This is a genomic window from Burkholderia thailandensis E264, from assembly GCF_000012365.1.
In the GTDB taxonomy this organism is placed as follows: domain Bacteria; phylum Pseudomonadota; class Gammaproteobacteria; order Burkholderiales; family Burkholderiaceae; genus Burkholderia; species Burkholderia thailandensis.
In genome coordinates this window covers 702033-725064 of sequence record NC_007651.1, presented here as the reverse complement: position 1 = coordinate 725064, position 23032 = coordinate 702033, and the positions used below count along the sequence as shown (strand labels likewise).

The window sequence follows — 23032 nt, the reverse complement described above, 5'->3', positions numbered from 1 at the left end:
AATCCCTTTCATGTCATGCGGTTGCACGATGACGCGGAATATTCGTCCTCGCCGCACGCCCACCCTGGTTTAATGAAGCGCGCGAAGCGCATGCCGGTTCGGGCGCGAAGCGGCAATAGCACGGCCATTCGGTACGAATCTCGATCATGACGGTGACGATTTTCTCGTTCGACGGGCCGCGATGCTTCGATACGATGCGCGCCGTTCGCATTTTGTATCGGCGCGCGGCCGATTATCTCGGCGGCGATTCCGCCGCCCCGCACGCAAGATGAACGACGCAACCTCATGCCGACGCCGACCGAATGCCGGACATGCCGCCGCGAACCGTCGCCCGCGCGATGCCGCCCGCCGCGGCGCGCACGCGAAGCGCGGATGACCGCGCGCCGCACGACCGCGCCAACCGGCTTCCCCGGGACCGTCTCTTTCCGATGAACGACCTCCTTCCCTACTACGAACGCGAGATCGCGATGCTGCGGCACTCGATGCGCGAATTCGCGATCCGCCATCCGAAGATCGCGACGCGCTTCGGCATCGCCGATGGGCAGACCGACGACATGCACGTCGAGCGCATGCTCCAGTCGTTCGCGCTCCTCGGCGCGCAGATCGGCGAGGCGCTCGACGACGAGTATCCGGAGTTCACCGAGGCGCTCGTCGAAACCGCGTGTCCCGACTATCTGCGCCCGTTTCCCGCATGCTCGATCGCGCAGTTCGACGCGGCTTCGCTGTTCAGCCAGTTGACGGAGGGCGTGACGATCGGGCGCGGCACCATGCTGGAAAGCCGCATCGGCGCGAATCGGTTCCGCACCGCATACGACGTCGCGCTCGCGCCCGTGTCGATCGTCGACGCGCGCTTTCGCCCGGCGTCGGCCGCGCCGCCCGCCGCGCGGATGCCGCCGTCGTCGACGGGCATCGTGTCGATCACGTTCGATGCGCTGACCGCGAAGCCGACGCTCGCGGCGCTGCGCGCGCGCGGCCTGCGCGCGCATCTGCACGGCGACGCGCCGCTCGTCGCCGCGCTCGCCGACACGCTGGCGATGCGCGCGCCTGCCGCGTTCATCGAGCTCGACGGCGACGGGCGCTGGAAGCCGCTGTCGAAGGCGCCGCTCGCGCCCGTCGGATTCGCCGCCGAGGACGCGTTGCTCGATCCCCCGCACGGCGCGCCGCCGTTCCGGCTGCTGATGGAATACTTCGCATTCCCGGCGAAATTCGATTTCGTCGACATCGACGTCGCGCGCATCGCGCGCGCGGCGGGCCCGTGCCGGCGCCTGTCGCTGCACTTGCCCGTGGTCGGCGTCGCGCCGGATTCGCAGCAAGCGCGGGCGCTCGGCACGCTCGCCGCGTCGAACCTGCGCCTGTTCTGCACGCCCATCGTCAATCTGTTCAGCCAGGACGCGATGCCGATCTCGCTGCGCGACGCCGCGGCCGCGTACCCCGTCGTGCCGCAGGCGCTGAAATCGAACGGCATCGAGGTGCGCTCGATCGACGCGGTGCGCATCGCGCGCGAAGGCGAGCCGCGCGCGAACGTCGACGTGACGCCGTACCGCTCGATGCTGCACGGGCAGCACGGCCGCAAGGAACCCGTCTACTGGCTCGCGGAGCGCGACCGCTTCGCGCACGGCGCGCAGCCGGCGGCACTCAGGCTCGTCGATGCCGGCGGCGCGCCCGTGCGGCCGCGCGCCGATCAGTTGAACGTCGAGCTGAGCTGCACGAACGGCGACTATCCGCAGACATTGCCGATCGGCGACGCCGACGGCGATCTGCTCAACGAGACGGACAATCTGCCGGGCCGCATCACGATGCTGCGCAAGCCGACGCAAACCCGCCGGTTTGCGCGCGACCACGGCGCGCTGTGGCGCATGATCGCGGCGATGACGCCGCACGCGCTGCTGCTGCAGCCGTCTGGGCTCGGCGCGCTGAAGGCGCTGCTTGTCCAGTACGCGACGCGCTCGTCGAGCGCGATGCCGCAAATCGACGCGATCGCGAATCTCGATCACAAGGTCGCCGTGCGGTGGATGGCCGTGAAGCCGATGCCGACGTTCGTGCGCGGCATCGAAGTCGCGCTGACGCTGAACGAAGCCGCTTTCGCCACGTGCAGCCTGAAGGCGTTCATCGACGTGATGGACGGCTTCTTCGCGCTGCATGCGCCGCCGAACGGTTTCATCCAGCTCGTCGCGTATGCGCGCGACACGGGCCGCGAGCTGCATCGATGCGAGCCGCGCAGCGCGATCGCGCAGCTCGTGTAGCGTCGCGGCCCGCGAGCCGGATGCGCGCGAGATGCTCGCCGGCGGCGCGGCATGCGATCGCCTGAATCGTCGGCGACGAGTTCACGCCGCCAGCGGCCGCAAGCGCCTAGCCGCCGCAGATCCGCGGATTCGGGATACCCCGGCTGCGGCAATCGGCGCCGGCGACGCACGCCGCCGGATCGCAGCGGTCCCGAGCGCGATCACACGGCCGCGCGAGCGTGCGCCCGTCCGAACGCGAACGTCGCAGATGCGGCACGCGCGTCATCGCGCGCCCGCGCGACGCGCCGGGAAAAACCAGGCGAACGGCAGCCGCCGTGACAGCCTCCCCCCGAGCAAACCAGCCGCACAAACGGCGCCACATCGCGCCCGGCCGTCCGAATCGCCGAATCGCGCGCGCCTCTCCCGGGCTCGGCCGCCCGGCGCGCCGCGAATCGCGCGAGAACGGAAACGTTTCCAGCAACCGCGGTTTTCGACTGTGGTTTTTCAGAGTCAACCCGTACAGTGACTTGCGCGATTCGGTACTAAACTTATCGAAATGGTCGCGGCGCGTGCCGCGGCCCGCCGGGAGACGCCGTCATGAATCGGCCGCTGATTCGGATTCCCTTTCGCCCGACCGGGACGCAATCGTTCTGGAAGGGATTCAAATGGTCGCTGATCGTGATCGTCGTGATCGCGCTTGCGATCGTCGCGCGCCTCGTCCAGATCGAAATCGAAACCTCCCGGCTGCAGGCGCGCTTCTTGTCTGAACTGACGCGCGACGTCGGCTACAGCGTCGACGAAGGCGCGAGCACGCGCATCCGCTTCCCCGACAGCGGCCCGTACGACCTGCGTCTCGGCTATGCGTTGCTGCCGTCCTTCCAGGCGCGGCTGCTGTCGCGCGGCTTCGTCGTCGAGTCGCAGGCGCGCGTGTCCGACCGGATGCTATCGCTCGCCGACGAGCACCTGTTCCTGCCGTATGACGAAAAGGACCAGGCCGGCCTGTCGATCGTCGATTCGAGCGGCTCGCCGCTCTTCGACGTCCGCTATCCGCATCACGCATACGGCGGCTTCGAGACGATCCCGCCGCTCGTCGTGCAGTCGCTCCTCTTCATCGAGGATCGCTACCTGCTCGACCCGAACCAGCCGAACCGCAATCCGGCGATCGACTGGGGCCGTTTCAGCCGCGCGCTCGTCGATCAGGGGCTGCGCTATGTGAACCGCCACCAGGCGACGCCCGGCGGCAGCACGCTCGCGACGCAGCTCGAGAAATTCCGTCACTCGCCCGACGGCCGCACCGCGACGCCGCCCGAGAAGCTCCGGCAGATCGCGTCGGCATCGGTGCGCGCGTATCTGAACGGTCCGCAGACGATGGCCGCGCGCCGCGAGATCGTCGTCCATTACCTGAACTCGGTGCCGCTCGCCGCGCGCGCGCGCGTGGGCGAAGTCACCGGCATCGGCGACGGCCTGACCGCGTGGTACGGGCGCGACTTCGACGAAGTGAACCGCCTGCTCGCCGCGCCGACGACGCCCGAGAACGTCGCCGCGCAGGGCGTCGCGTTCCGGCAGGTGCTGTCGCTGATGATCGCGCAGCGCGCGCCGTCGTTCTTCCTGAATCGCGGCTACCCGATGCTGCTGCGCCTCACCGACAGCTACCTGCGCCTGCTCGCGACGGGCGGCGTGATCACGCCGGCGCTGCGCGACGCGGCGCTTGCCGCGCACATCGAGCGCAGCCCGGCGCCCGCCGCCGCCGACGCGCGCTCGTTCGTCGCGCGCAAGGCGGTGACGTCCTCGCGCTCGCACCTGCTCGCCGCGCTCGGCATCGACAACGTCTATCAGCTCGACCGGCTCGACCTGCGCGCGACCGACACGCTGAACAACAAGGTGCAGCAGGCGGTCGCGGCGGGCCTCGCGCGCGCGGCGACGCCCGACGGCGCGCGCGAAGCGGGCCTCTACGGCTTCGAGATGCTGCGCTCGGGCGACGATCCGTCGAAGATCCAGTACAGCTTCACGCTGTACGAACGCCGCGACGGCGCGAACCTGCTGCGCGTGCAGACCGACAGCGTCGACCAGCCGTTCGACATCAACCAGGGCGCGCGCCTGAACCTCGGCTCGACCGCGAAGCTGCGCACGATCGTCACGTATCTGCAGATCGTCTCCGAATTGCACGCGCGCTACGCGAACCTGAGCGCGGCCGAGCTCGCGCGGGTGAAGCCCGATCCGACCGACGCGCTCACGCGCTGGGCGCTCGACTATCTCGCGCACACGCGGGACCGCTCGCTGCAGCCGATGCTCGCCGCGGCCGTGGAGCGCAAGTATTCCGCGAGCCCCGGGGAGACGTTCTACACGGGCGGCGGCGCGCAAAGCTTCACGAACTTCGACAAATCGGACAACGGCAAAATCCTGACCGTGCACGTCGCGTTCCAGAACTCGGTGAACCTCGTGTTCGTGCGGCTGATGCGCGACATCGTCCATTACGAGATGATCCGCACGAGCGGGCCGTCTTCGTCGTGGCTCGACGATCCCGCGCTGCGGCAACGCTATCTGCTGCGCTTCGTCGATTCCGAGAGCCGCGTGTACGTGAAGCGCTTCTACACGCAATACGCGGGCAAGCCCGGCGACGACGCGCTCGCCGCGATGCTCGGCAACGTGCGCAAATCGCCGCCGCGCGTCGCGACGGTGCTGCGCAGCGTCGCGCCCGAGCAGCCGCGCGCATGGTTCGACGCGAAAATGCGCGCGACGCTGCGCGGCACGCCGGCCGCCGCGAAGCTGTCGGACGACGCGCTCGACAAGCTCTACACGAAGTACGCGATCGAGCGCTTCAACCTGAACGACCGCGGCTACATCGCGGGCGTGCACCCGCTTGCGCTGTGGACGCTCGCGTATTTGCGCAAGCATCCGGACGCATCGCTCGACGACGTGCAGAAAGCAAGCCGCGACGCGCGCATCGCGTCGTATTCGTGGCTCTTCAAGACGCGCTATCACGCAACGCAGGACCGCCGCATCAGGCACATGGTCGAACTGCGCGCGTACGACGCGATCGGCGCGTCGTGGCGTGCGCTCGGCTATCCGTTCGAGCACCTGACGCCGTCGTACGCGGCGGCGATCGGCGCGTCGGGCGATCAGCCGGACGCACTCGCCAAGCTCGTCGGCCTGATCGCCAACGGCGGCGCGAAGGTGCCCAACGAGCGGATCTCGTCGCTCGATTTCGCGCACGGCACGCCGTACGAAACGCGCTTCGTTCGCGCGGCCGTGCAGCCGCAACCGCTGCTGTCGCCGGAGATCGCGAACCAGGTGCACGTGCTGCTCGGCGACGTCGTGCAGAAAGGCACGGGCCGCCGCCTCGCGCAGGGCATGACGTTCCCGGACGGCACGACGCTGCCCGTGTACGGCAAGACCGGCACGGGCGACCAGCGCTTCAACGTGTACGCGCGCGGCGCGCGCCTCATCGAATCGCGCAAGGTCAACCGCAGCGCGACGTTCGCGTTCTCGCTCGGCGACCGGTTCTTCGGCGTGCTGACCGCCTACGCGCACGAGCCGTACGCCGCCCGCTACGACTTCACGAGCGCGATGGCGGTGCAGTTGCTGAAGTCGCTCGCGCCGGCGCTGCAGCCGTTGATGATCGCGCCCGGCGCGCCGGGCGCGAACACGGACACGAACGGCGCGAGCGCGCAGGCGGCCGCCAACGGTTGAGCGTTCCGGCGCGGGCGCGCGCCGCGCCGATCGCCGCCCTCGATCGCCCCGTCTTCAATCCTCGGCCCCGGCTTGCGCCGGCGGCGCGTTCTTTCCGCCCGCCTGCGCCCACTCGCGCGCGCGCTCGAGCAGCGCGCACACCTCGTCGTCGCTCGTCTGATCGAAGTTGCGATAGAACTGGCCGATGCCCATCAGCCAATCCGGCCGCATCACGCAGACGATCGCGTCCGCCGCCGCCTTCACCTTCTGCGCGCTGCTCGGCGACGCGACGGGCACCGCCGCGACGAGCTTCGCCGGCTTGCGCGCACGCACCGCCTCGAGCGCGGCGAGCATCGTCGAGCCCGTCGCGATGCCGTCGTCGACGACGATCACGGTGCGCCCTTCGACCGCGGGCGGTGCGCGGCCGTCGCGATACGCGGCTTCGCGCCGGGCGAGCTCGCCGCGCTCGCGCTCGATCGTGTCGGCCAGCTCGCGGTCGGTCACGCGCATCGCGTGCAGCACCGATTGCTCGAGCAGCACGATGCCGCCCGCCGCGATCGCGCCCATCGCGAGTTCCGGATTGCCGGGCGCGCCGAGCTTCCTGACGATCAGCACGTCGAGCGGCGCGCGCAGCGCCTTCGCGACTTCGAACGCGACCGGCACGCCGCCGCGCGGCAGCGCGAGCACGACGACGTCGTCGCGGTGCGCATAATCGGCGAGATGCGCGGCGAGTTGCCTGCCCGCATCAACGCGATCGCGAAAATAATCGTCCATCACGCCTCCTTCGCCGCGGCGCGGACAACGGTCTCGCCCCTGCGGCCCGTTCGACTGCATACCGATGCATGCGGCGACCGGCGACGATTCGCGCCAATGCGCGTAGCGCGGCCCGCGCGCGCCGCGCTACGCGCGCGACGCATCGCCCGCCGCCGGCGAGTCGAGCCGTTGCGCGAGCGCCGTCAACGTGCCGGTCACGGCGACCGGATACTCGGCCGCGCGCGCGAGATCGCGCAACGCCGCGGGCAGCGCGTCGAGCTGCGCGCGCGCGTGCGCGCGGACGTCGGCAAGGCTCGGCGAGGGCGCGACGCGCTCGCCGGCGATCATCACCGGCGCGAGCAGCGCGACGCCCGGGCGCACATCGTCATGCAGCGCGAGACAATCGCCGTCGAGCAGGCCGTCGTCGCGATAGCGGCGGTACACCTGCTTGCGCCCGGGCCACGTTGCCTTGCCCTCCGAGCGCTTGCGGCGCGGCACGCCCGCGTATTCGGTCAGCTTGTACGCGCAGTCCGCATACGGCGCGTCCGCCGACGTGTTCATTCGCGTGCCCACGCCGAAGCCGTCGATCGGTGCGCCCTTGCCGATCAACTCGGCGAGCCTGTACTCGTCGAGATTGCCGCTCGCGAAGATCGTCACCCGGTCGAGCCCCGCGCGATCGAACATCGCGCGCACGCGCATCGCGTGCTGCGCGAGATCGCCGCTGTCGAGCCGCACGCCCTTCACTTCGACGCCTTCGCGCGCGAGCTTCCTCGCCACGTCGATGACCTTGCCCACGGCGGCCTCGGTGTCGTATGTGTCGACGAGCAGCATCGCGTTGCGCGGGAACGAGCGTGCGAAATGCTCGAACGCGAGCGATTCGTCGTCGTGCGCCTGCACATACGAATGCGCCATCGTGCCGTACGTCGGAATCCCGTAGCGCAAGCCGGCGAGCAGCGTCGCCGTGCCCGCGAAGCCCGCGACGTAGCTCGCTCGCGCCGACAGCAGCGCGGCCTCGGCGCCGTGCGCGCGGCGCAGCCCGAAATCGACGAGCGTCCTGCCGGGCGCCGCGAGCACCGCGCGCGCGGCCTTGCTCGCGACGATCGATTCGTAATGCAGCAGGTTCATCACGCGGCTCTCGATCAGTTGCGCCTCGCGCATCGGCGCGGTGACTTGCAGGATCGGCTCGTCGGCGAAGAACACCGTGCCTTCGCGCATCGCGCGCACCGAGCCCGTGAAGCGCAGCGATTCGAGCGATGCGAGAAAGCCGTCGCTGAAGAGCCCCGTGCTCGCGAGCGCCTCGATCTCGTCGGGCTCGAGCGCAAGCGCCGCCAGATAATCGAGCGCCTGCTCGAGCCCCGCCGCCATCAGGAAGTTTCGATGCGCGGGCAGCTTGCGCACGAAGAGCTCGAACGTCGCCGTGTCGTTCATCCCGCAATCGAAATACGACTGCAGCATCGTGAATTCGTACAGGTCGGCGAGCAGCGCGCCGTCGCGCACGGGCTTCGTCATCTTCGCGTCCCTTCGGGCGGCCGCCGGCCGTCGCCGAGATGCGCGACGAACCAGTCGGCCGCGACGCGCGCGACTTCGTCGAGCGTGCCCGGCTCCTCGAACAGGTGCGTCGCGCCCGGCACGACGACGAGCTTCGATTCGCCGATCAGCCAGCCGGCCGCGACGCGGTTCAGCCGGAGCACTTCGTCGTCGCGCTCGCCGACGATGAGCAGCGTCGGCACGCGCACGCGCGGCAGCGCGTCGCCCGCGAGATCGGGGCGCCCGCCGCGCGAGACGACCGCGCGCACGGCGCGGCCGCGCGCATTCGCCGCGATCAGCGCCGCCGCCGCGCCCGTGCTTGCACCGAACAGGCCGACGGGCAGCCCGCCGACATCCGGCCGCTCGCGCAGCCAGTCGAGCGCGCTGACGAGCCGGCGCGCGAGAAACGCGATCGCGAACCGGTACTCGGCCGTCACCGCGTCGCGCCGCTGCTCCTCGATCGTCAGCAAATCGAACAGGAGCGTCGCGAGCCCCGCACGCTGCAGCACCGCCGCGACTTCCTGATTGCGCGGGCTGAGCCGGCTGCTGCCGCTGCCGTGCGCGAACACGACGATGCCGGACGCACGTTCGGGCACCGCGAGCAGCCCGTTCAGCTCGACTTTTCCGATAGGTATCCGTACTTCCTGAATCTGCATTGCCTTCTCCACGTCCGCTTCGCCGTCACGGCGCGGACACCGGCTCCTCGCGCGGATGCCACGCGCCGGGCGGCGCGAGCGGTTCGAGCGGGCTCGTTTCGTCGAGATGGAACAGCGCGTCGAACTGTCCCGTGATCGACGACACGAAATAGTGGCTGCCGCGCTCCGTCTGCGGCAGATAGATCACGCCTATCGCGCGCTCGAGCAGCGCTTCGCCGAGCGGCTGCGCGACCGTCTCGCGCAGCGGCAGGAAGAAGCGGTCGAGCCCGGTCGCGTGAAACAGATGTTCGTAGCTGCCGGGCAGCGCGGGGCGCATCCATTTCTGCTCGACGTCGCCGTCCCAGTGCGACGCGGCCGACACGTGGCCCGTGTACGCGGTGAAGCCGATCGACAGTGCGCGCTCGCCGAGCGCCTCGCGCACGAGCTGGCCGAGCGTCCATTCGCCGCGCAGGTGCATCTCGGTTGCGCGCGCGTCGCCGACGTGCGAGTTGTGCGCCCACACGACCGCGCGCCCGGCGCCGCCGCCGCGCACGCGATGGCGGCGCAGCGCGAACAGCGTGTCGCGCATGTGCGCGTCGCGCAGATTCCACGTGTTCGCGCGCGATCCGAACATCGCGCGGTAATAGGCTTCCGCATTGACGACGACCTGCGCGTTGTGCTCCGCGAAGAATTGCGCATCGAGCACATCGAGCGCGTCGATGCCGTCGTGCGCGAGATACGCCGCTTCGCGCTCGCGCAATTGCCGCAGTTGCTCGAGCGCGCCGGCCGTCGCGGCGGGCCGCGCGCCGGAGGCGACCGCGTAGCCGTATGCGCTCGGCTCGCGCACGTGATCGAGCGCCGCGTAGCGCTGCCGCGCGAGCTCGGCCTGCCCGGGATCGACGTCGTCGAGATAGCGGATCACCGCGTCGGCGCAGCGATACAGGCTGTACAGGTCGAGCCCGTAGACGCCCGAGCGCGATTGCCGCGGCAGCGTCGCGTTGCGCTCGCGCAGCCATCCGACGAATTCGCGCATCGGGCGATTGCGCCACATCCATGCGGGAAAACGCGTAAAGTCCGCGAGCGCCGCATCCGCATCCGCGATCGCGGCGTCGCCCTGCACGTAGCGATTCACGCGCCACGCGTCGGGCCAGTCGCCCTCGATCGCAATGGTGTCGAAACCGCATTCGTCGACGAGGCGCGCGGTGATCCGCGCGCGCATCCGGTAGAACTCGTCGGTGCCGTGCGTCGATTCGCCGAGCAGCACCACGTCGGCATCGTCGGCCATGTCGATCAACGCATCGAAATCGGCCGCATCGCCGCGCAACCGGCGCGCGAGATCCCGCACGGCGAGAAAGGGCGTTTTCGCAGGATGCATGAATCGTCTCCTGACGACCGCCGCGGCGCCGCGCGTCGTTCGCGGCGTGCCGTCGCGCGACGCCGCGCAGGGCGGCTGACTGGTCATTGTCGACCGCGGCTTCGCCGAAACGTTGCGTTGTGTCAACGATCTCGGCCGCGGTCGCGCCGTCGCTCACGAACGGCGCGTCTCTTTCAATTTACGCGCTCCGCGCGGAAGTTGCAGTGCGAATAACCCGATCCGCACGCATGCGCGCGCTTCATTTCCGGCCTGTGCGGGACGGCGCCGCGCGCGGCGTAGAACGAACCGCGCTGCGACGCCTTTGACGCACGTCAAGCGCGCGCGCCGCGCCTTCGCCGACGATGGTGCGCGACCATTCGAACCGAGGTGGCCATGGAGCATCATGCCGACCTGCTGACCAGCGGGCGCTGGCGACTGCGCACGCTCGGATGGCGCGACGCGGTCGCGCTGCTGCTCGTGCTCGCGCTCATCGTCGTGCTCGGCTCCGGCGCGCGCCAGATGGCGCTGCCGCTCGGAGCCGCGCGGCCCGAGGCGATCTCGCTGTCGCCGCTCGCGCTGCCGGGCTACACGCTGCGCACCGTGCTGCGCATGCTCGCCGCGCTCGGCGCGTCGTTCGTGTTCACGTTCGCATACGCGAGCCTCGCCGCGAAAAGCCGCGCGGCGGAGGCCGTGCTGATCCCGCTTCTCGACGTGCTGCAGTCGGTGCCGATTCTCGGCTACCTGTCGTTCACCGTCGTGTTCTTCCTGTCGATCGCGCCCGGCAGCACGTTCGGCGCGGAGCTCGCGGCGATTTTCGCGATCTTCACGAGCCAGGCGTGGAACATGGCGTTCAGCTTCTATCAGTCGCTGCGCACGGTGCCGCGCGATCTCGACGAGGCGAGCCGCAGCCTGCGGCACACGGGCTGGCAGCGCTTCTGGCGGCTCGAGGTGCCGTTCGCGATGCCGGGCCTCGTGTGGAACGCGATGATGTCGATGTCGGGCGGCTGGTTCTTCGTCGTCGCGTCGGAGGCGATCTCCGTCGGCGATCTGCGCATCGCGCTGCCCGGCGTCGGCGCCTACGTCGCGCGCGCGATCGCCGAGCGCAACCTGGCCGCCATCGGCTTCGCGATCGCCGCGATGACGATCGCGATCGTGCTCTACGATCAGTTGCTGTTCAGGCCGATGGTCGCATGGGCGCACAAGTTCCGCTGCGATCAGACCGTGAGCGGCCCCGCGCCGCGCAGCTGGCTTCTGGATCTGCTGCATCGCGCGAGCCTGCCGCAACGCGTCGGCGCGCCGCTCGGCGCGATGCTGCATCGCGCGGCGCGCGCGCGCCTGTCGCTCGGCGTGCGCCTGTCGGCGCGCGAGCGCTCGCTGTCGCGGCGCGCCGGGCGCGTCGTCTGGTTTTCGCTATGCGCGGCGGGCGCCCTCTATGCCGGCGCCGCGCTCTTGCGAATCGCGGCGCCCGCGCTGTCGTGGTCCGACGTCGCCGACGTCGCGCGCAACGGCGCGCTCACGCTCGCGCGCGTGCTCGTGCTGATCGGCATCGCGACGGCCGTCTGGGTGCCGGCCGGCGTGCTGATCGGACTGCGGCCTCGCGCGACCGCCCTCGTGCAGCCCGTCGCGCAGTTCCTCGCCGCGTTCCCCGCGAACCTGCTGTTCCCGCTCGCGGTATTCGCGATCGTGCGCTTCAGGCTCGCGCCCGCGATCTGGCTCAGTCCGCTGATGATCCTCGGCACGCAGTGGTACATCCTGTTCAACGTGATCGCCGGCGCGAGCGCGTTTCCCGACGATCTGAAAGAAGCGGCGGCGAGCCTGCGCGTGCGCACGCCCACATGGTGGCGCGAGATCGTGCTGCCCGGCATCCTGCCGTACTACGTGACGGGCGCGATCACCGCGTCGGGCGGCGCATGGAACGCGAGCATCGTATCGGAGCTGGTCGGCTGGGGACCGACGACGCTCGACGCGTCCGGCCTCGGCGCGTACGTCGCTCGGACGACCGCGGCGGGCGACTATCCGCGGATCGCGCTCGGCGTCGCCGCGATGTCGCTGCTCGTGATCGCGATGAATCGTCTGATGTGGCGGCCGCTCTATGCGTTCGCCGAACGCCGCTCCCGTCTCGACTAGGTGACGCCATGTCCACGCCGACGCGCCCCGCCTCCGCCCAGCCTCCCGCCTTCGATAGCGACGCGCGCGACGCCCGCGCGCCCGTCGTCGCGCTGCACGGCGTCAGCATGTCGTTCGCGAAGCCGTCGGGCGCGGCGCTGCCCGTGCTCGCCGACATCGACCTGACGGTCCGCGAAGGCGAGATCCTCGGCCTGCTCGGCCGCTCGGGCTCCGGCAAGTCGACGCTGCTGCGCATCGCGGCGGGACTCGTGAAGCCGAGCAGCGGGCGCGTCGAATATCGCGGCGCGCCGCTCGAAGGCCCCGCGGCCGGCATTGGCGTGGTGTTCCAGACGTTCGCGCTCTATCCGTGGCTCACGGTCAGCGAGAACGTCGAGCTCGGGCTCGACGCGATTCGTGTGCCGCCGGACGAAGCGCGCGCACGCGTGATGTCCGCGATCGCGCTGATCGGGCTCGACGGGTTCGAATCCGCGTATCCGCGCGAGCTGTCGGGCGGCATGCGCCAGCGCGTCGGCTTCGCGCGCGCGCTCGTCGGCGATCCGTCGCTGCTCCTGATGGACGAACCGTTCTCCGCGCTCGACGTGCTGACGGCCGACACGCTGCGCACCGATTTTCTCGATCTTTGGCACGCGCGCCAGTTGCCGATCGACGCGGTGCTGATGGTCACGCACAACATCGAGGAAGCGGTGCTGATGTGCGACCGGATTCTCGTGCTCGGTGCGCACCCCGGCCACATCCTCGCGGAGGTGCCGATTCCGCTCGGCCATCCGCGCAACCGGCTCGATCCGGAACTGCAGCGCATCGTCGACGACATCTACGCCGCGCTCACGTCGCGCATCGCCGATGCGGTCGCCGCACGAAACGGCAAGCCTGGGGTTCCGGCGCAACGGCTGCCGAACGTGTCGAGCCACCGGCTCGACGGCTTCGTCGACGCGTTCGTCCGGCATGCGCGCGACGGCTGCGCGGAATTGCCGCGGCTCGCGTCCGCGCTCGCGATGCCGATCAACGATTTGCTGCCGCTCGCCGCCGCGCTGCATGTGCTCGAGTTCGCCGAGCTGCGCGACGGCGCGCTGCGACTCACGGCCGCGGGCCGCGTGTACGCGCAGGGCGACGCGGGCGAGCGCAAGCGCTTGTTTCGCGAGCATCTCGAGCACTTCGTTCCGCTCGCCGCGCACATCCGCCAGGTGCTCGACGAGCGCGCCGGCCATCAGGCGCCGCGCGAGCGCTTCGAGCTCGAACTGCTCGACCGGTTGAATCCGCTCGATGCGGCGAATACGCTGCGCGTCGCGATCGATTGGGGACGCTTCGCGGGCCTCTACGACTATGACGACGACGCGCGCGTGTTCCGCCGCGACGAGGACGACGCGCACGGCTAGCGCCCGTTCACGCCGTCGCTTCGCAGTCCGAGCGTTTTCCGGTCCGATTGAGTTCGATCAAACGGCGGCGCGGCGTTGCCCGTACAGTGATCGCGGTATCCCGTCACGCGCGTTGCGCCGGGCGAGCCGGCGTTTCCCGTGCCGCCCTGCGTGCGGCTTGCACGATATCGGTGCGAGCGCGACGGCCGCGCGTGCGTCTTGCGGATGCATCGAGTCATCCATCGGCCGCCCGGGTCGAGCGCGGCGCGGCCCGCACGGCGCGCGTCGGCACGACGCGCGTTCGTCCGACATCGACACGCGCGGCGCCGACGCATCCGCACGCGGCATCCGCGCGCCATCGATTCACACCGATGCGCGCGCCGGTGCCGCGCGATTCTTCCGGAGATCGATCATGGTTGCAGGTGTCGTGCTGTGGGTCGCCCTCGCGGTGCTCTTTCCGACCGTCGTCGTGCCGGCCGCCCAACATGCGGTCGAGCACACCCTCAAGAAGCAGGACGGGGGCGCATCGGCGCCGGACGCGCCCGGCGGCGGCGATACGCCTGGGCAGTCCGCGCCGCCCGGCGGCGGCGATTCGACCGAGCATTGACGAACGCGGCTGCGGCTGGACAGAGCCGGCGACAAGAACGCCGCGCGAGCGAACGCGGGCGCGCGAGCGCATTGCCCGGGCACGCGTCCCAAACGCCCGTCGAATATCGATGGTCAGGATCGCCGGGCGATCGTTCGATACTCGCGCGGGCGTCACGCGTCACGCGTCAACGCAACGATCGCTTACGAATTCGCGAAGCGACACGAAGCACGGCGGCCGCGACAACGATCGCCTCGCACGATGCAGCGCCCATCTCGAACCGCACGCACCGCGTGCCGCATTCGGGCGATGCGCCGATCAGGCCCGCTTGCCGCAGGCGCTCGCGCCCGCCGCATCGAGATGCGCGAGCAAAGCCCGCGCCTGCTCGACGACGTCGCGCGCGGTCGGCCGGAACGGGAAACGCTCGGCCTGCGGCAGGCGGGTGAAGTGCGCGCCGCTGCTGCGCGTATAGGCGGGGTCGTAGTGAACGTCGACGAGTTCCTCGAACAGCTCGCTGCGCCGCCCTTCGTCGAGCATCTCGTGCCACTTGCGTATCCGCGCATGCCCATGCAGCGGCACGAGCTTCTCGAGCTGGACCTTGAAGAACGCGGTCTGATCGAACAGATGCCCGTAGTCCTGCAACAACAGCTCGACGCGCTCTTCGCGCGCGGTCTCGACATTCACGCAATCCGCCGCGTGCATGCCGGTCAGCAGCGCGAGCGGCAGCGTGATCGCGCCGATGCGCCGGCTCTCCGCTTCGATGAACACCGGCCGTTCGCGATCGAAGCCGCGCAGCGCGCCGACGAGCGCCGTATCGAAGGCCTTCTGCGACGGCTGCTCGCCGCTCGGCAGCGCGCCGAGCAGCGAACCGCGGTGCGCGGCGAGCGCCTCGAGATCGAGCGTCTGCGCGCCCGCCTGCGCGAGCGCGTGCAGCAGCCGCGTCTTGCCGCTTCCCGTATGCCCCGCCAGCACGACATAGCGGAACGCGGCGGGCAGTTGGCCGAGCGCGTCGACAACCGAACGGCGATACGTCTTGTAGCCGCCGTCGAGCTGCCGCGCGCGCCAGCCGATCATGTTGAACCAGACCGTCATCGATCCGGAACGCTTGCCGCCGCGCCAGCAATAGATGAGCGGCCGCCAGTTGCGCGGACGGTCGGCGAACGTCGTGTCGAGATGCGCGGCGATGTTGCGCGCGACCATTGCCGCGCCGATGCGCGTCGCCTCGAACGGCGACACCTGCTTGTACATCGTGCCGACGATCACGCGCTCCTCGTTGCTGAGAACCGGCGCGTTCAGCGCGCCCGGAATGTGGTCCTCCGCGTATTCGAGCGGCGTGCGGACGTCGACGATCTCGTCGAAATCGTCGATCTGGTCGAGGGAAACAGGTTGGAGATTCAACGTATCGGGCGCGGCGGGGCCGCATCATCGCTGGCGGTGGAAGCGCGATTATCTCACGCGCGGCACGCCGCCCAACGCGGTCGAACGGGCACGGCCGCCGTGCAACGGCCGTTGAGCATCGGCGGAACACCGCTCGAGCGCGCGCCGTGCAGGCCGCACGGCTTCCGGCGCCGAGCGAAGCGCGCCGCGCGCGCATCGCCCGCGCATGCCGCGTCCTCTCCCGGAGAGCGCATGCCGCCGCAACACCGGCGGCATGCGCCTGTCGATTCACACCGGGCCGCGTTGATTCGTTTCGATTCACATTGATTCGGCGCGGCCGCTCCGCCTCGGCCACCTGTCTTTTTCCCCCGCACGGTCGACGCATCGATTCGCTTGACGCATGCGCGTTGCCACCTATCATCCAATGACTTTCGGTCGGCCGGCCACAATCTTCTCCAAAACAATCACGCGCTTCGAACAACAAGCACGCGGCTAAAGAGGGAAACGCATTTCGATTCACTGAAAAGTTTCACTCCGACATTGCGCAATCCATCAACTTTCGAAAAGCCCATGAAAAAGATCCTTGGAGATCCGGCTTCGCGCGTTCGCCGCCGCGCGTTTCTCGGCGACATCGCGCGCCTCGCCGGCGCTGGCGTCGTCGCCGGATGGACGCCGATTCGGCCGATTCCCGCCCATGCGCAACCCGCGGGCGCGGCGCCGCCGAATTTTCCCGCCGACATCCCGCTCCACAAGCAGGCGTTTCGCAACTGGAGCGGCGAGATCGCGGTAGCGGACCTGTGGACCGCCGTGCCCGCGACGCCCGCCGACGTCGTCGCGATCGTCAACTGGGCGGCCTCCAACGGTTATCGCGCACGGCCGCTCGGCCACATGCACAACTGGTCGCCGCTCACGGTCGCCGGCAACGGAGCGAGCGAGCGCACGATTCTCGTCGACACGACGACGCATCTGACCGCTGTGTCCGTCGACGCGTCGGCGACGCCCGCGCGCGTCGTCGCGCAAGCGGGCGTATCGCTCGACACGCTGCTCGCGACGCTCGAGCAGCACGGGCTCGGAATGGCGGCGGCGCCCGCGCCCGGCGACATCACGCTCGGCGGCGCGCTCGCAATTGGCGCGCACGGCACCGCGCTGCCGGCGGCGGACGAGACGCGCACGCCCGGGCATACGTACGGCTCGCTCAGCAATGCGGTGCTCGCGCTGACCGCGGTCGTCCACGACGCATCGTCGGGCCGCTACGCGCTTCGCACGTTCGATCGCACCGATCCGGACATCGGCCCGTTTCTCGCGCACGTCGGCCGCGCGTTCGTCGTCGAGGCGACGTTGCAGGTCGGCGCGAATCAGCGGCTGCAATGCGAGAGCTTCGTCGACATTCCGGCCTCCGAACTGTTCGCCCCGGCGGGTTCGCGGGGCCGAACCGTCGAATCGTTCGTGCGGCGCTCGGGGCGCATCGAGGCGATCTGGTTTCCGTTTACCGACTATCCGTGGCTGAAGGTATGGACCGTCCGGCCGACCCGGCCGTCCGGCGCGCGCGTCGTCGATCAGCCGTACAACTATCCGTTTTCCGATTCGATATCGCAGCATGTGTCCGATCTGGTGAGCCGCATCGTGCTGAACGGCGAAATCCAGCTGGCGCCGCTCTTCGGAAAAACGCAGTACACGATCACGTATCTCGGCCTGACAAACATCTTCGGGCCGCGGACGAATCTGTGGGGATGGTCGCGCTCGGTGCTGCACTACGTGCGGCCGACGACGCTGCGCGTGACCGCGAACGGCTATGCGGTGCTCACGCGCCGCGAGAACGTGCAGCGCGCGATCAACGAGTTCGTCGGCGCGTATCGGCAGCGGATCGCCGACTATCGCGCGGCGGGCCGCTATCCGGTGAACGGCCCCGTCGAGATCCGCGTGACGGGCGTCGATACGCCCGCCGACGTCGGGCCGGGCGCGGTGCCGCCGTCGCTGTCCGCGATCCGGCCGCGGCCCGACCATCCCGACTGGAACGCGGCGATCTGGTTCGACATCCTGACGATACCGGGCACGCCCGACGCGAACCGCTTCTATCGCGAGATCGAGCAGTGGATGCTGTCGAACTACAGCGGCGATTACGCGACCGTGCGGCCGGAATGGTCGAAGGGCTGGGGCTACGCGGACACCGCCGCATGGAGCGACGGCGCGATGCTCGGCACGACGATTCCGGATCTGTTCCGCCTGGGGCTGTCGCCGGCCGATAACTGGGACGCGGCGCTGCGCACGCTCGAGCGCTACGATCCGCGGCGCGTGTTTTCATCGCCGCTGCTCGACCGGCTGATGGGTTGATACGCCCGCCGCGCCGTTCGTCGCGCTCGCCCACCTTGGTGCGCGACGCGATGGCCGCGCGGGCGCGTCGCCGTTACGCGCGCGACGAACGGCGCGCGACATCGGCGGATGCGGCGCGTACCGTGCTCGCGCCGGCCTCGCCCGCGCGCATGCGCGCCCGGCAGCGAGCCTCTTGGTGGCGCGCACGCCGCGCTTCGCGCTGATCCCGACGGCGTCGTAACGCGGCGCAGGCTGCGGCTCGCCGCCGTGCGCGCCGCCCGTCTGCGTGATGACGAAGCTGCCCGGGGCCAATCACCGCAAACCACCGCCTCGCGGCCGGCGTCGTCACCGAGCAGATCGCGCTCGCCGCGATCGCAACGCTGCCCGCGCCTATGCCGAAACCGACGCCGACGCCGACGCCGACGCCCGGACAATTTGGAATCCGATAGTTTTATTTCGCCCTCGCGCCGATTCGCAAACGATTGCGCATGCGTTGACCCAGATCAAGCGGACGTCATGGATTCCACCGACTCAGCTCTCGCGAAATCGTCCGTAAACCCGTTCATGCTGCCGCATTGCGCATCCGCCGCGCCCGCGACACACGACGTTGCCGATCTTACGGAGAGAGACTTTCATGCGCGCCAATCTTCCAGTGACCCAGCGGGAATTCGACTTTCCCGACGATGCGACGCTGATGTCGACGACCGATCCCCAGAGCTACGTCACGTACGCAAACGCGGCGTTCATCCAGGTGAGCGGATTCGAGCGCGACGAAATCATCGGCGAGCCGCACAATTTCGTTCGTCATCCCGACATGCCGGCCGAGGCGTTCGCCGACATGTGGGCGACGCTGAAATCCGGCCGCTCGTGGACGGCGGTCATCAAGAACCGCCGCAAGAACGGCGATCACTACTGGGTGCGCGCGAACGCGACGCCCGTGATCCGCAACGGGCAGCTCGTCGGCTACATGTCGGTGCGCACGAAACCGTCGCGCGAGGAAATCGCGCAAGCAGACGCGCTCTATCGCGACTTGCGCGAGCACCGCGCGCGCGGCAGGAAGTTTCATCAGGGCCTCATCGTGCGCACCGGGCTCCTCGGCTGGATGTCGCTGCCGCAAACGATCAGCGCGCGCTGGCGCGTCCGCGCGGCGCTGCTCACGCTCCTCGCCGGCTCCGCATGGACGGCGTTCCTCTGCGGGCTGCACGGCGTGATGCTCGACGGCTTCGCCGCCACCGAAACGGTGTTGCTGCTGCTCGCGGAGTTCTGGCTCGCCGCGCAGATCACCGGGCCGCTGCAACGCGTGCTGAAGCAATCGCTCGCGGTCGCGGCGGGCCAGGCGGGCGACAACGTCCATCTGAATCGCGTCGACGAAATCGGCATGATCATGCGCGCGGTCAATCAGGCCGGGCTCAATCTGCGCTCGCTCGTCGATGACGTGAGCGAGCAGTTGTCCGGCCTGCAGAGCGCGAGCGGCAGGATCACCGCGGGCAACGACGATCTGAGCGGCCGCAGCGAGCAGGCGGCCGCGAGCCTCGAGGAAACCGCCGCGTCGATGGAACAGATGACGGCGACGGTGCGCAACAACGCGGATACCGCGACGCAGGCGAGCCAGCTCGCCGGCTCGACGAGCGAAGCGGCCGAGAAAGGCGACGCGGTGGTCGGCAAAGTGGTGGCCACGATGGGCGAGATCAGTGCGTCGAGCCGCAAGATCAGCGAGATCATCGGCGTGATCGACAGCATCGCGTTCCAGACGAACATCCTCGCGCTGAACGCGGCCGTCGAGGCGGCGCGGGCCGGCGAGCAAGGGCGCGGCTTCGCGGTCGTCGCGGCCGAAGTGCGCACGCTCGCGCAGCGCAGCGCGAACGCGGCGAAAGAGATCGCGGCGCTGATCCACGACAGCGCGCAGAAGACCGCGGCGGGCAGCGCACTCGTCGATCAGGCGGGCGAAGCGATGAACGATATCCGCTCGCAGGTCGCGCGGGTCGCGGGCCTGATCGGCGAGATCAGCTCGGCGACGCGCGAGCAGTCCGACGGGATCGGCCAGGTCAACGTCGCCGTGACGCAGTTGGACAAGATGACCCAGCAGAACGCCGCGCTCGTGCAGGAATCGGCGACGACCGCCGACGAGCTGAAACGCCGCACGCAGCGGCTCGTCGATGCGGTGGCCGTGTTTCGCCTGAACGGGCGCGCGCACGCGCGGCGCGACGATGCGCGTGCGCCTCGAGCCGCGCCGGAGCATGCGATGCGCGAGCGCGCGAGCGTCGCGCGGAACCAGCCCGCGATGCGCGCGGCGCCGGCTCCGTCTCCCGCGCTCGCGAGCGCATCGACGGCGAACGCCCCCGCCCGGACGACGGCGCACGCGGATATGGATTGGCAGACATTCTGAACGGCATGCGCCGCGCGTTGCGGCGTCGAGACGAAAACAGGCGGCGCTCGCGCACCGCCTGTTCGTTTGCGATCCCGCCCGCCGGATGCCCGGCGCGCGACCGCTCCGCCGGCTGCATTTACCGCGCGTGCCGCCGCGAGCGCGGCGACGCCCGGCGAGCCGCCGCCGTCACTTCGCGGCGTCGCCCGCCAGATGCTTGCGGCTCGCGAGCGCCTGAGCCAGTTGGTAATGCGCCTGGATCATCGGCAAGCCCTTGCGAGCGGCATTCTTCAACTGCTCATTGCGGCCGGACGCGATCTCGGCCTGAAACACCGACAACGTCTTGCGGTTGCCCTCGAGCGCGACCTGCTCGATGTATGCCTTGTCGAACGCATCGCCGCGCAGGTTCTTGATGCTGTCGAGCACGGCCGGGTCCGGATCGTTGTGCGGCACATCGACGCCGCGCGGGCTCGCCGCCCGCAGCGCCTGCGACAGCTTCTCGTTGTCGCCCGCGACGCGTTCGGCGAACGTCTTCACGGCGCGGTCGTTCGAGCGCGAATTCGCGATGCGCGCGGCGTCGCGCTGCGTCGACACGGCCTTCGTCGCATCGGTGACGAAGGCCTGATCGGCTTCATGCAGCCGCGTGCCGGCGTCGGCGGCGGCCTCGGGGCGCTGCTGCGCCGGCGCGGGCGCCGGTGCGCTCTGTGCGGATGCGGCGGCCGAGAAGGCGAACAGTGCGGCGGCACACGCGCCGGCGAGCGAAAAAGTAGAGCGGCGAGTCATACGTTCTCCTTAGGGTGAAAGTCATCAGCGGATCGACGATCGGGGTGGCGACGCTGCGGGCCGGGCACGGCGCGGCGAAGCGTGCGACGCCTTCGCCATGCGCGCACCCGCTGCGGACTCGGACGCGGCGCAACCCGTCGAGTGCATTCTAGGAGGCGCATCGAGACCGAGGTGCAACGACGGTGTCGATTGTGTAACGGGAGGTAAGACGAAAGGCGCGCGAGCATGCGCATCATGCTCGCAGGCATCGACGACGCGCTCGTCATGTTCGCGCGCGGCTCGGCATGCGCGCATCGCGCCCGCGTCCCTGCATCGATCACGCGCGCATCGATGCGCGCTTCCGAAACAGTCTGGCCGACTCTTTCGGCGCGCACACACCGTTCGCGCGCATCGCGGGCGCGGCGGGCACGCGCGCTAGGTAAATACGCTTACGCCCCATTTTTTTTGCTCAAGCGCGCGCGCCCGCGCGCCGATATCGCAGCTAGCCGATGACAAAAACTGAGACGGAGGCTTCGTGAACGGACCCGAGGAATCGACAACGCCCATCGCGCCGGATGCGCCGCCCCCCCGCGCGGCCGATGATGCGCGCTGCGACGGCGCCGCGCCGGCCGTCGCGGCGGGCGCCGACGGTGACGCGCCCGCCGTGCCCGTGATCCTGATCGTCGACGACGAGCCGAGCATCCTGTCCGCGCTCAAGCGCCTGCTGCGCACGGCGCGCTACCAGGTCGTGACGGCCGAGAGCGGCGCCGCGGCGCTCGACGTGCTCGCCGCCGGCGAAGCCGACCTCATCATCTCCGACATGCGGATGCCCGGCATGACGGGGGCCGAATTCCTCGCGCGCGCGCAGGCGCTCCATCCGGACACGATGCGCATCCTGCTGACGGGCTATTCCGAGATCGATGCGGTCGTGAGCGCGATCAACGAAGGCGGCGTGTATCGCTACCTGAACAAGCCGTGGGACGATCACGACCTGCTGCTGACGGTCAAGCAGGCGCTCGAGCAACGGCGTCTGCGCCAGCAGACCGCGCGCCTCTTCGCGCTCACGCAGCAGCAGAACGCGGAGCTCCTCGCATTCAGCACCGAACTCGAAGCGCAAGTGCATGCGCGCACCGAGGAGATCCGGCAGACCGTGATGTTCCTCGAGGACGCGCAGCGCGACCTGAAGCGCAATTTCATGACGATGATCCAGGTCGGCGCGAACATGATCGAGCTGCGCTGCGGCGTGATGGGCGGCGAATCGCGGCGCATCGGCGAACTCGCGAAGCGGCTCGCGCTCGCGTCCGACATGAGCGAGCTGCAGGCGCAGGATCTGCATTTCGCCGGGCTTCTGCACGGGATCGGCAAGCTGTCGCTGCCGGACGAGCTGCTGCGCAAATCGATCGACAGGATGAGCGCCGAAGAGAGCCGGCAGTTCCATCAGCATCCGCTGCGCGCGCAGATGGTGCTCACGCCGGTCGCGCAACTCAATCACGTCTCGCACATCATTCGCCATCAATACGAGCGCTTCAACGGGCGCGGCACGCCCGACGGCCTCGCGGGGGACGATATCCCGCTCGGCTCGCGCATCCTTGCGATCGCGCGCGACTACGAGGGATTGCAGCGCGGCGGCGTCGTCAATCAGCGTATGCAGCCCGAGCAGGCGATCGCGCTCATCAAGTCGCAGGCGGGCCTGCGCTACGACCCGGAGATCGTCGATCGCTTCGCCGCGCTCGTGAAGGACCTGGCGACGCTCGGCTGCAACACGCCGTATGCGCGGATCACGGGCGGCCAGTTGCTCGAAGGCATGCGGCTCGCCGACGATCTGCGCACGAGCCGCGGCGTGCTGCTGATGACCAAGGGCAGCGTCGTGTCCGCCCACCAGGTCGCGCTCGTGCGGCGCTACGAGGCGCAGGAGAGCACGCCGTTCACGATCCTGATCCAGACGATGCCGCTCGCCGAGGCGGCGGCGGCAGCCGGACACGAATGCTGACGC

At 69.7% G+C, this 23032-nt stretch carries 15 protein-coding genes; 9 read left to right on the top strand and 6 right to left on the bottom strand.

Annotated elements, in window-relative coordinates; translation table 11 throughout:
- The first annotated feature begins 428 nt into the window (after window positions 1-428).
- Both tssF and BTH_RS15390 read left to right on the top strand, forming a co-directional pair.
- Complete coding sequence (tssF, locus tag BTH_RS15395; protein WP_025369591.1) at window positions 429-2243, top strand: type VI secretion system baseplate subunit TssF; 1815 nt, start codon at window positions 429-431, stop codon at window positions 2241-2243.
- Window positions 2244-2819: 576 nt separating this feature from the next.
- Complete coding sequence (locus BTH_RS15390; protein WP_009892830.1) at window positions 2820-5912, top strand: transglycosylase domain-containing protein; 3093 nt, start codon at window positions 2820-2822, stop codon at window positions 5910-5912.
- Between the two features lie 54 nt (window positions 5913-5966).
- Here BTH_RS15390 and BTH_RS15385 read toward each other — a convergent pair whose 3' ends face one another.
- The 4 genes from BTH_RS15385 to BTH_RS15370 all read right to left on the bottom strand — a co-directional run bounded on the left by BTH_RS15385 (window position 5967) and on the right by BTH_RS15370 (window position 10181).
- Window positions 5967-6665 (bottom strand): phosphoribosyltransferase, encoded by a 699-nt coding sequence (locus BTH_RS15385; protein ID WP_009892831.1) that lies wholly within the window; start codon window positions 6663-6665, stop codon window positions 5967-5969.
- A gap of 126 nt (window positions 6666-6791) precedes the next feature.
- Complete coding sequence (locus BTH_RS15380) at window positions 6792-8153, bottom strand: nicotinate phosphoribosyltransferase (protein ID WP_009892832.1); 1362 nt, start codon at window positions 8151-8153, stop codon at window positions 6792-6794.
- Entirely contained in the window at window positions 8150-8827 is a 678-nt protein-coding gene (locus BTH_RS15375; protein WP_009892834.1) for a dienelactone hydrolase family protein, read from the bottom strand. Before BTH_RS15375 ends, BTH_RS15380 begins: the two co-directional genes overlap by 4 nt.
- A gap of 25 nt (window positions 8828-8852) precedes the next feature.
- A complete protein-coding gene (locus BTH_RS15370) occupies window positions 8853-10181 on the bottom strand; it encodes an erythromycin esterase family protein (protein ID WP_009892835.1) in 1329 nt (442 codons plus the stop codon).
- 372 nt (window positions 10182-10553) lie between these two features.
- Between BTH_RS15370 and BTH_RS15365 the strand changes: the two genes are divergently transcribed.
- The 3 genes from BTH_RS15365 (at window position 10554) to BTH_RS15355 (ending at window position 14246) form a co-directional block, all read left to right on the top strand.
- Window positions 10554-12287 carry an ABC transporter permease gene (locus BTH_RS15365; RefSeq protein ID WP_009892836.1) on the top strand — a complete coding sequence of 578 codons (1734 nt, stop codon included), beginning with the start codon at window positions 10554-10556 and terminating at the stop codon, window positions 12285-12287.
- A gap of 8 nt (window positions 12288-12295) precedes the next feature.
- Window positions 12296-13660 (top strand): ABC transporter ATP-binding protein, encoded by a 1365-nt coding sequence (locus BTH_RS15360; protein WP_009892837.1) that lies wholly within the window; start codon window positions 12296-12298, stop codon window positions 13658-13660.
- A gap of 391 nt (window positions 13661-14051) precedes the next feature.
- On the top strand, window positions 14052-14246 hold the full coding sequence (locus BTH_RS15355; RefSeq protein ID WP_009908497.1) for a hypothetical protein: 195 nt from the start codon (window positions 14052-14054) through the stop codon (window positions 14244-14246).
- A gap of 297 nt (window positions 14247-14543) precedes the next feature.
- On the opposite strand, the gene mnmH is transcribed toward BTH_RS15355, so the two are convergent.
- On the bottom strand, window positions 14544-15623 hold the full coding sequence (mnmH, locus tag BTH_RS15350; protein WP_009892839.1) for a tRNA 2-selenouridine(34) synthase MnmH: 1080 nt from the start codon (window positions 15621-15623) through the stop codon (window positions 14544-14546).
- Between the two features lie 549 nt (window positions 15624-16172).
- Here mnmH and BTH_RS15340 point away from each other — a divergent pair.
- Window positions 16173-17933, top strand: a complete 1761-nt coding sequence (locus BTH_RS15340) for a cholesterol oxidase substrate-binding domain-containing protein (RefSeq protein WP_009892840.1) — start codon at window positions 16173-16175, stop codon at window positions 17931-17933.
- 613 nt (window positions 17934-18546) lie between these two features.
- On the top strand, window positions 18547-20298 hold the full coding sequence (locus BTH_RS15335; protein WP_009892841.1) for a methyl-accepting chemotaxis protein: 1752 nt from the start codon (window positions 18547-18549) through the stop codon (window positions 20296-20298).
- 168 nt (window positions 20299-20466) lie between these two features.
- On the opposite strand, the gene BTH_RS15330 is transcribed toward BTH_RS15335, so the two are convergent.
- Window positions 20467-21060, bottom strand: a complete 594-nt coding sequence (locus BTH_RS15330; protein ID WP_009892842.1) for a DUF4142 domain-containing protein — start codon at window positions 21058-21060, stop codon at window positions 20467-20469.
- A 225-nt stretch (window positions 21061-21285) separates the two neighbouring features.
- Here BTH_RS15330 and BTH_RS34510 point away from each other — a divergent pair, with 225 nt between their 5' ends.
- Both BTH_RS34510 and BTH_RS15325 read left to right on the top strand, forming a co-directional pair.
- Window positions 21286-21552 carry a hypothetical protein gene (locus tag BTH_RS34510; protein WP_223297022.1) on the top strand — a complete coding sequence of 89 codons (267 nt, stop codon included), beginning with the start codon at window positions 21286-21288 and terminating at the stop codon, window positions 21550-21552.
- Window positions 21553-21574: 22 nt separating this feature from the next.
- Window positions 21575-23029 (top strand): HD domain-containing phosphohydrolase, encoded by a 1455-nt coding sequence (locus tag BTH_RS15325; RefSeq protein WP_009892844.1) that lies wholly within the window; start codon window positions 21575-21577, stop codon window positions 23027-23029.
- The last annotated feature ends 3 nt before the right edge of the window (window positions 23030-23032 follow it).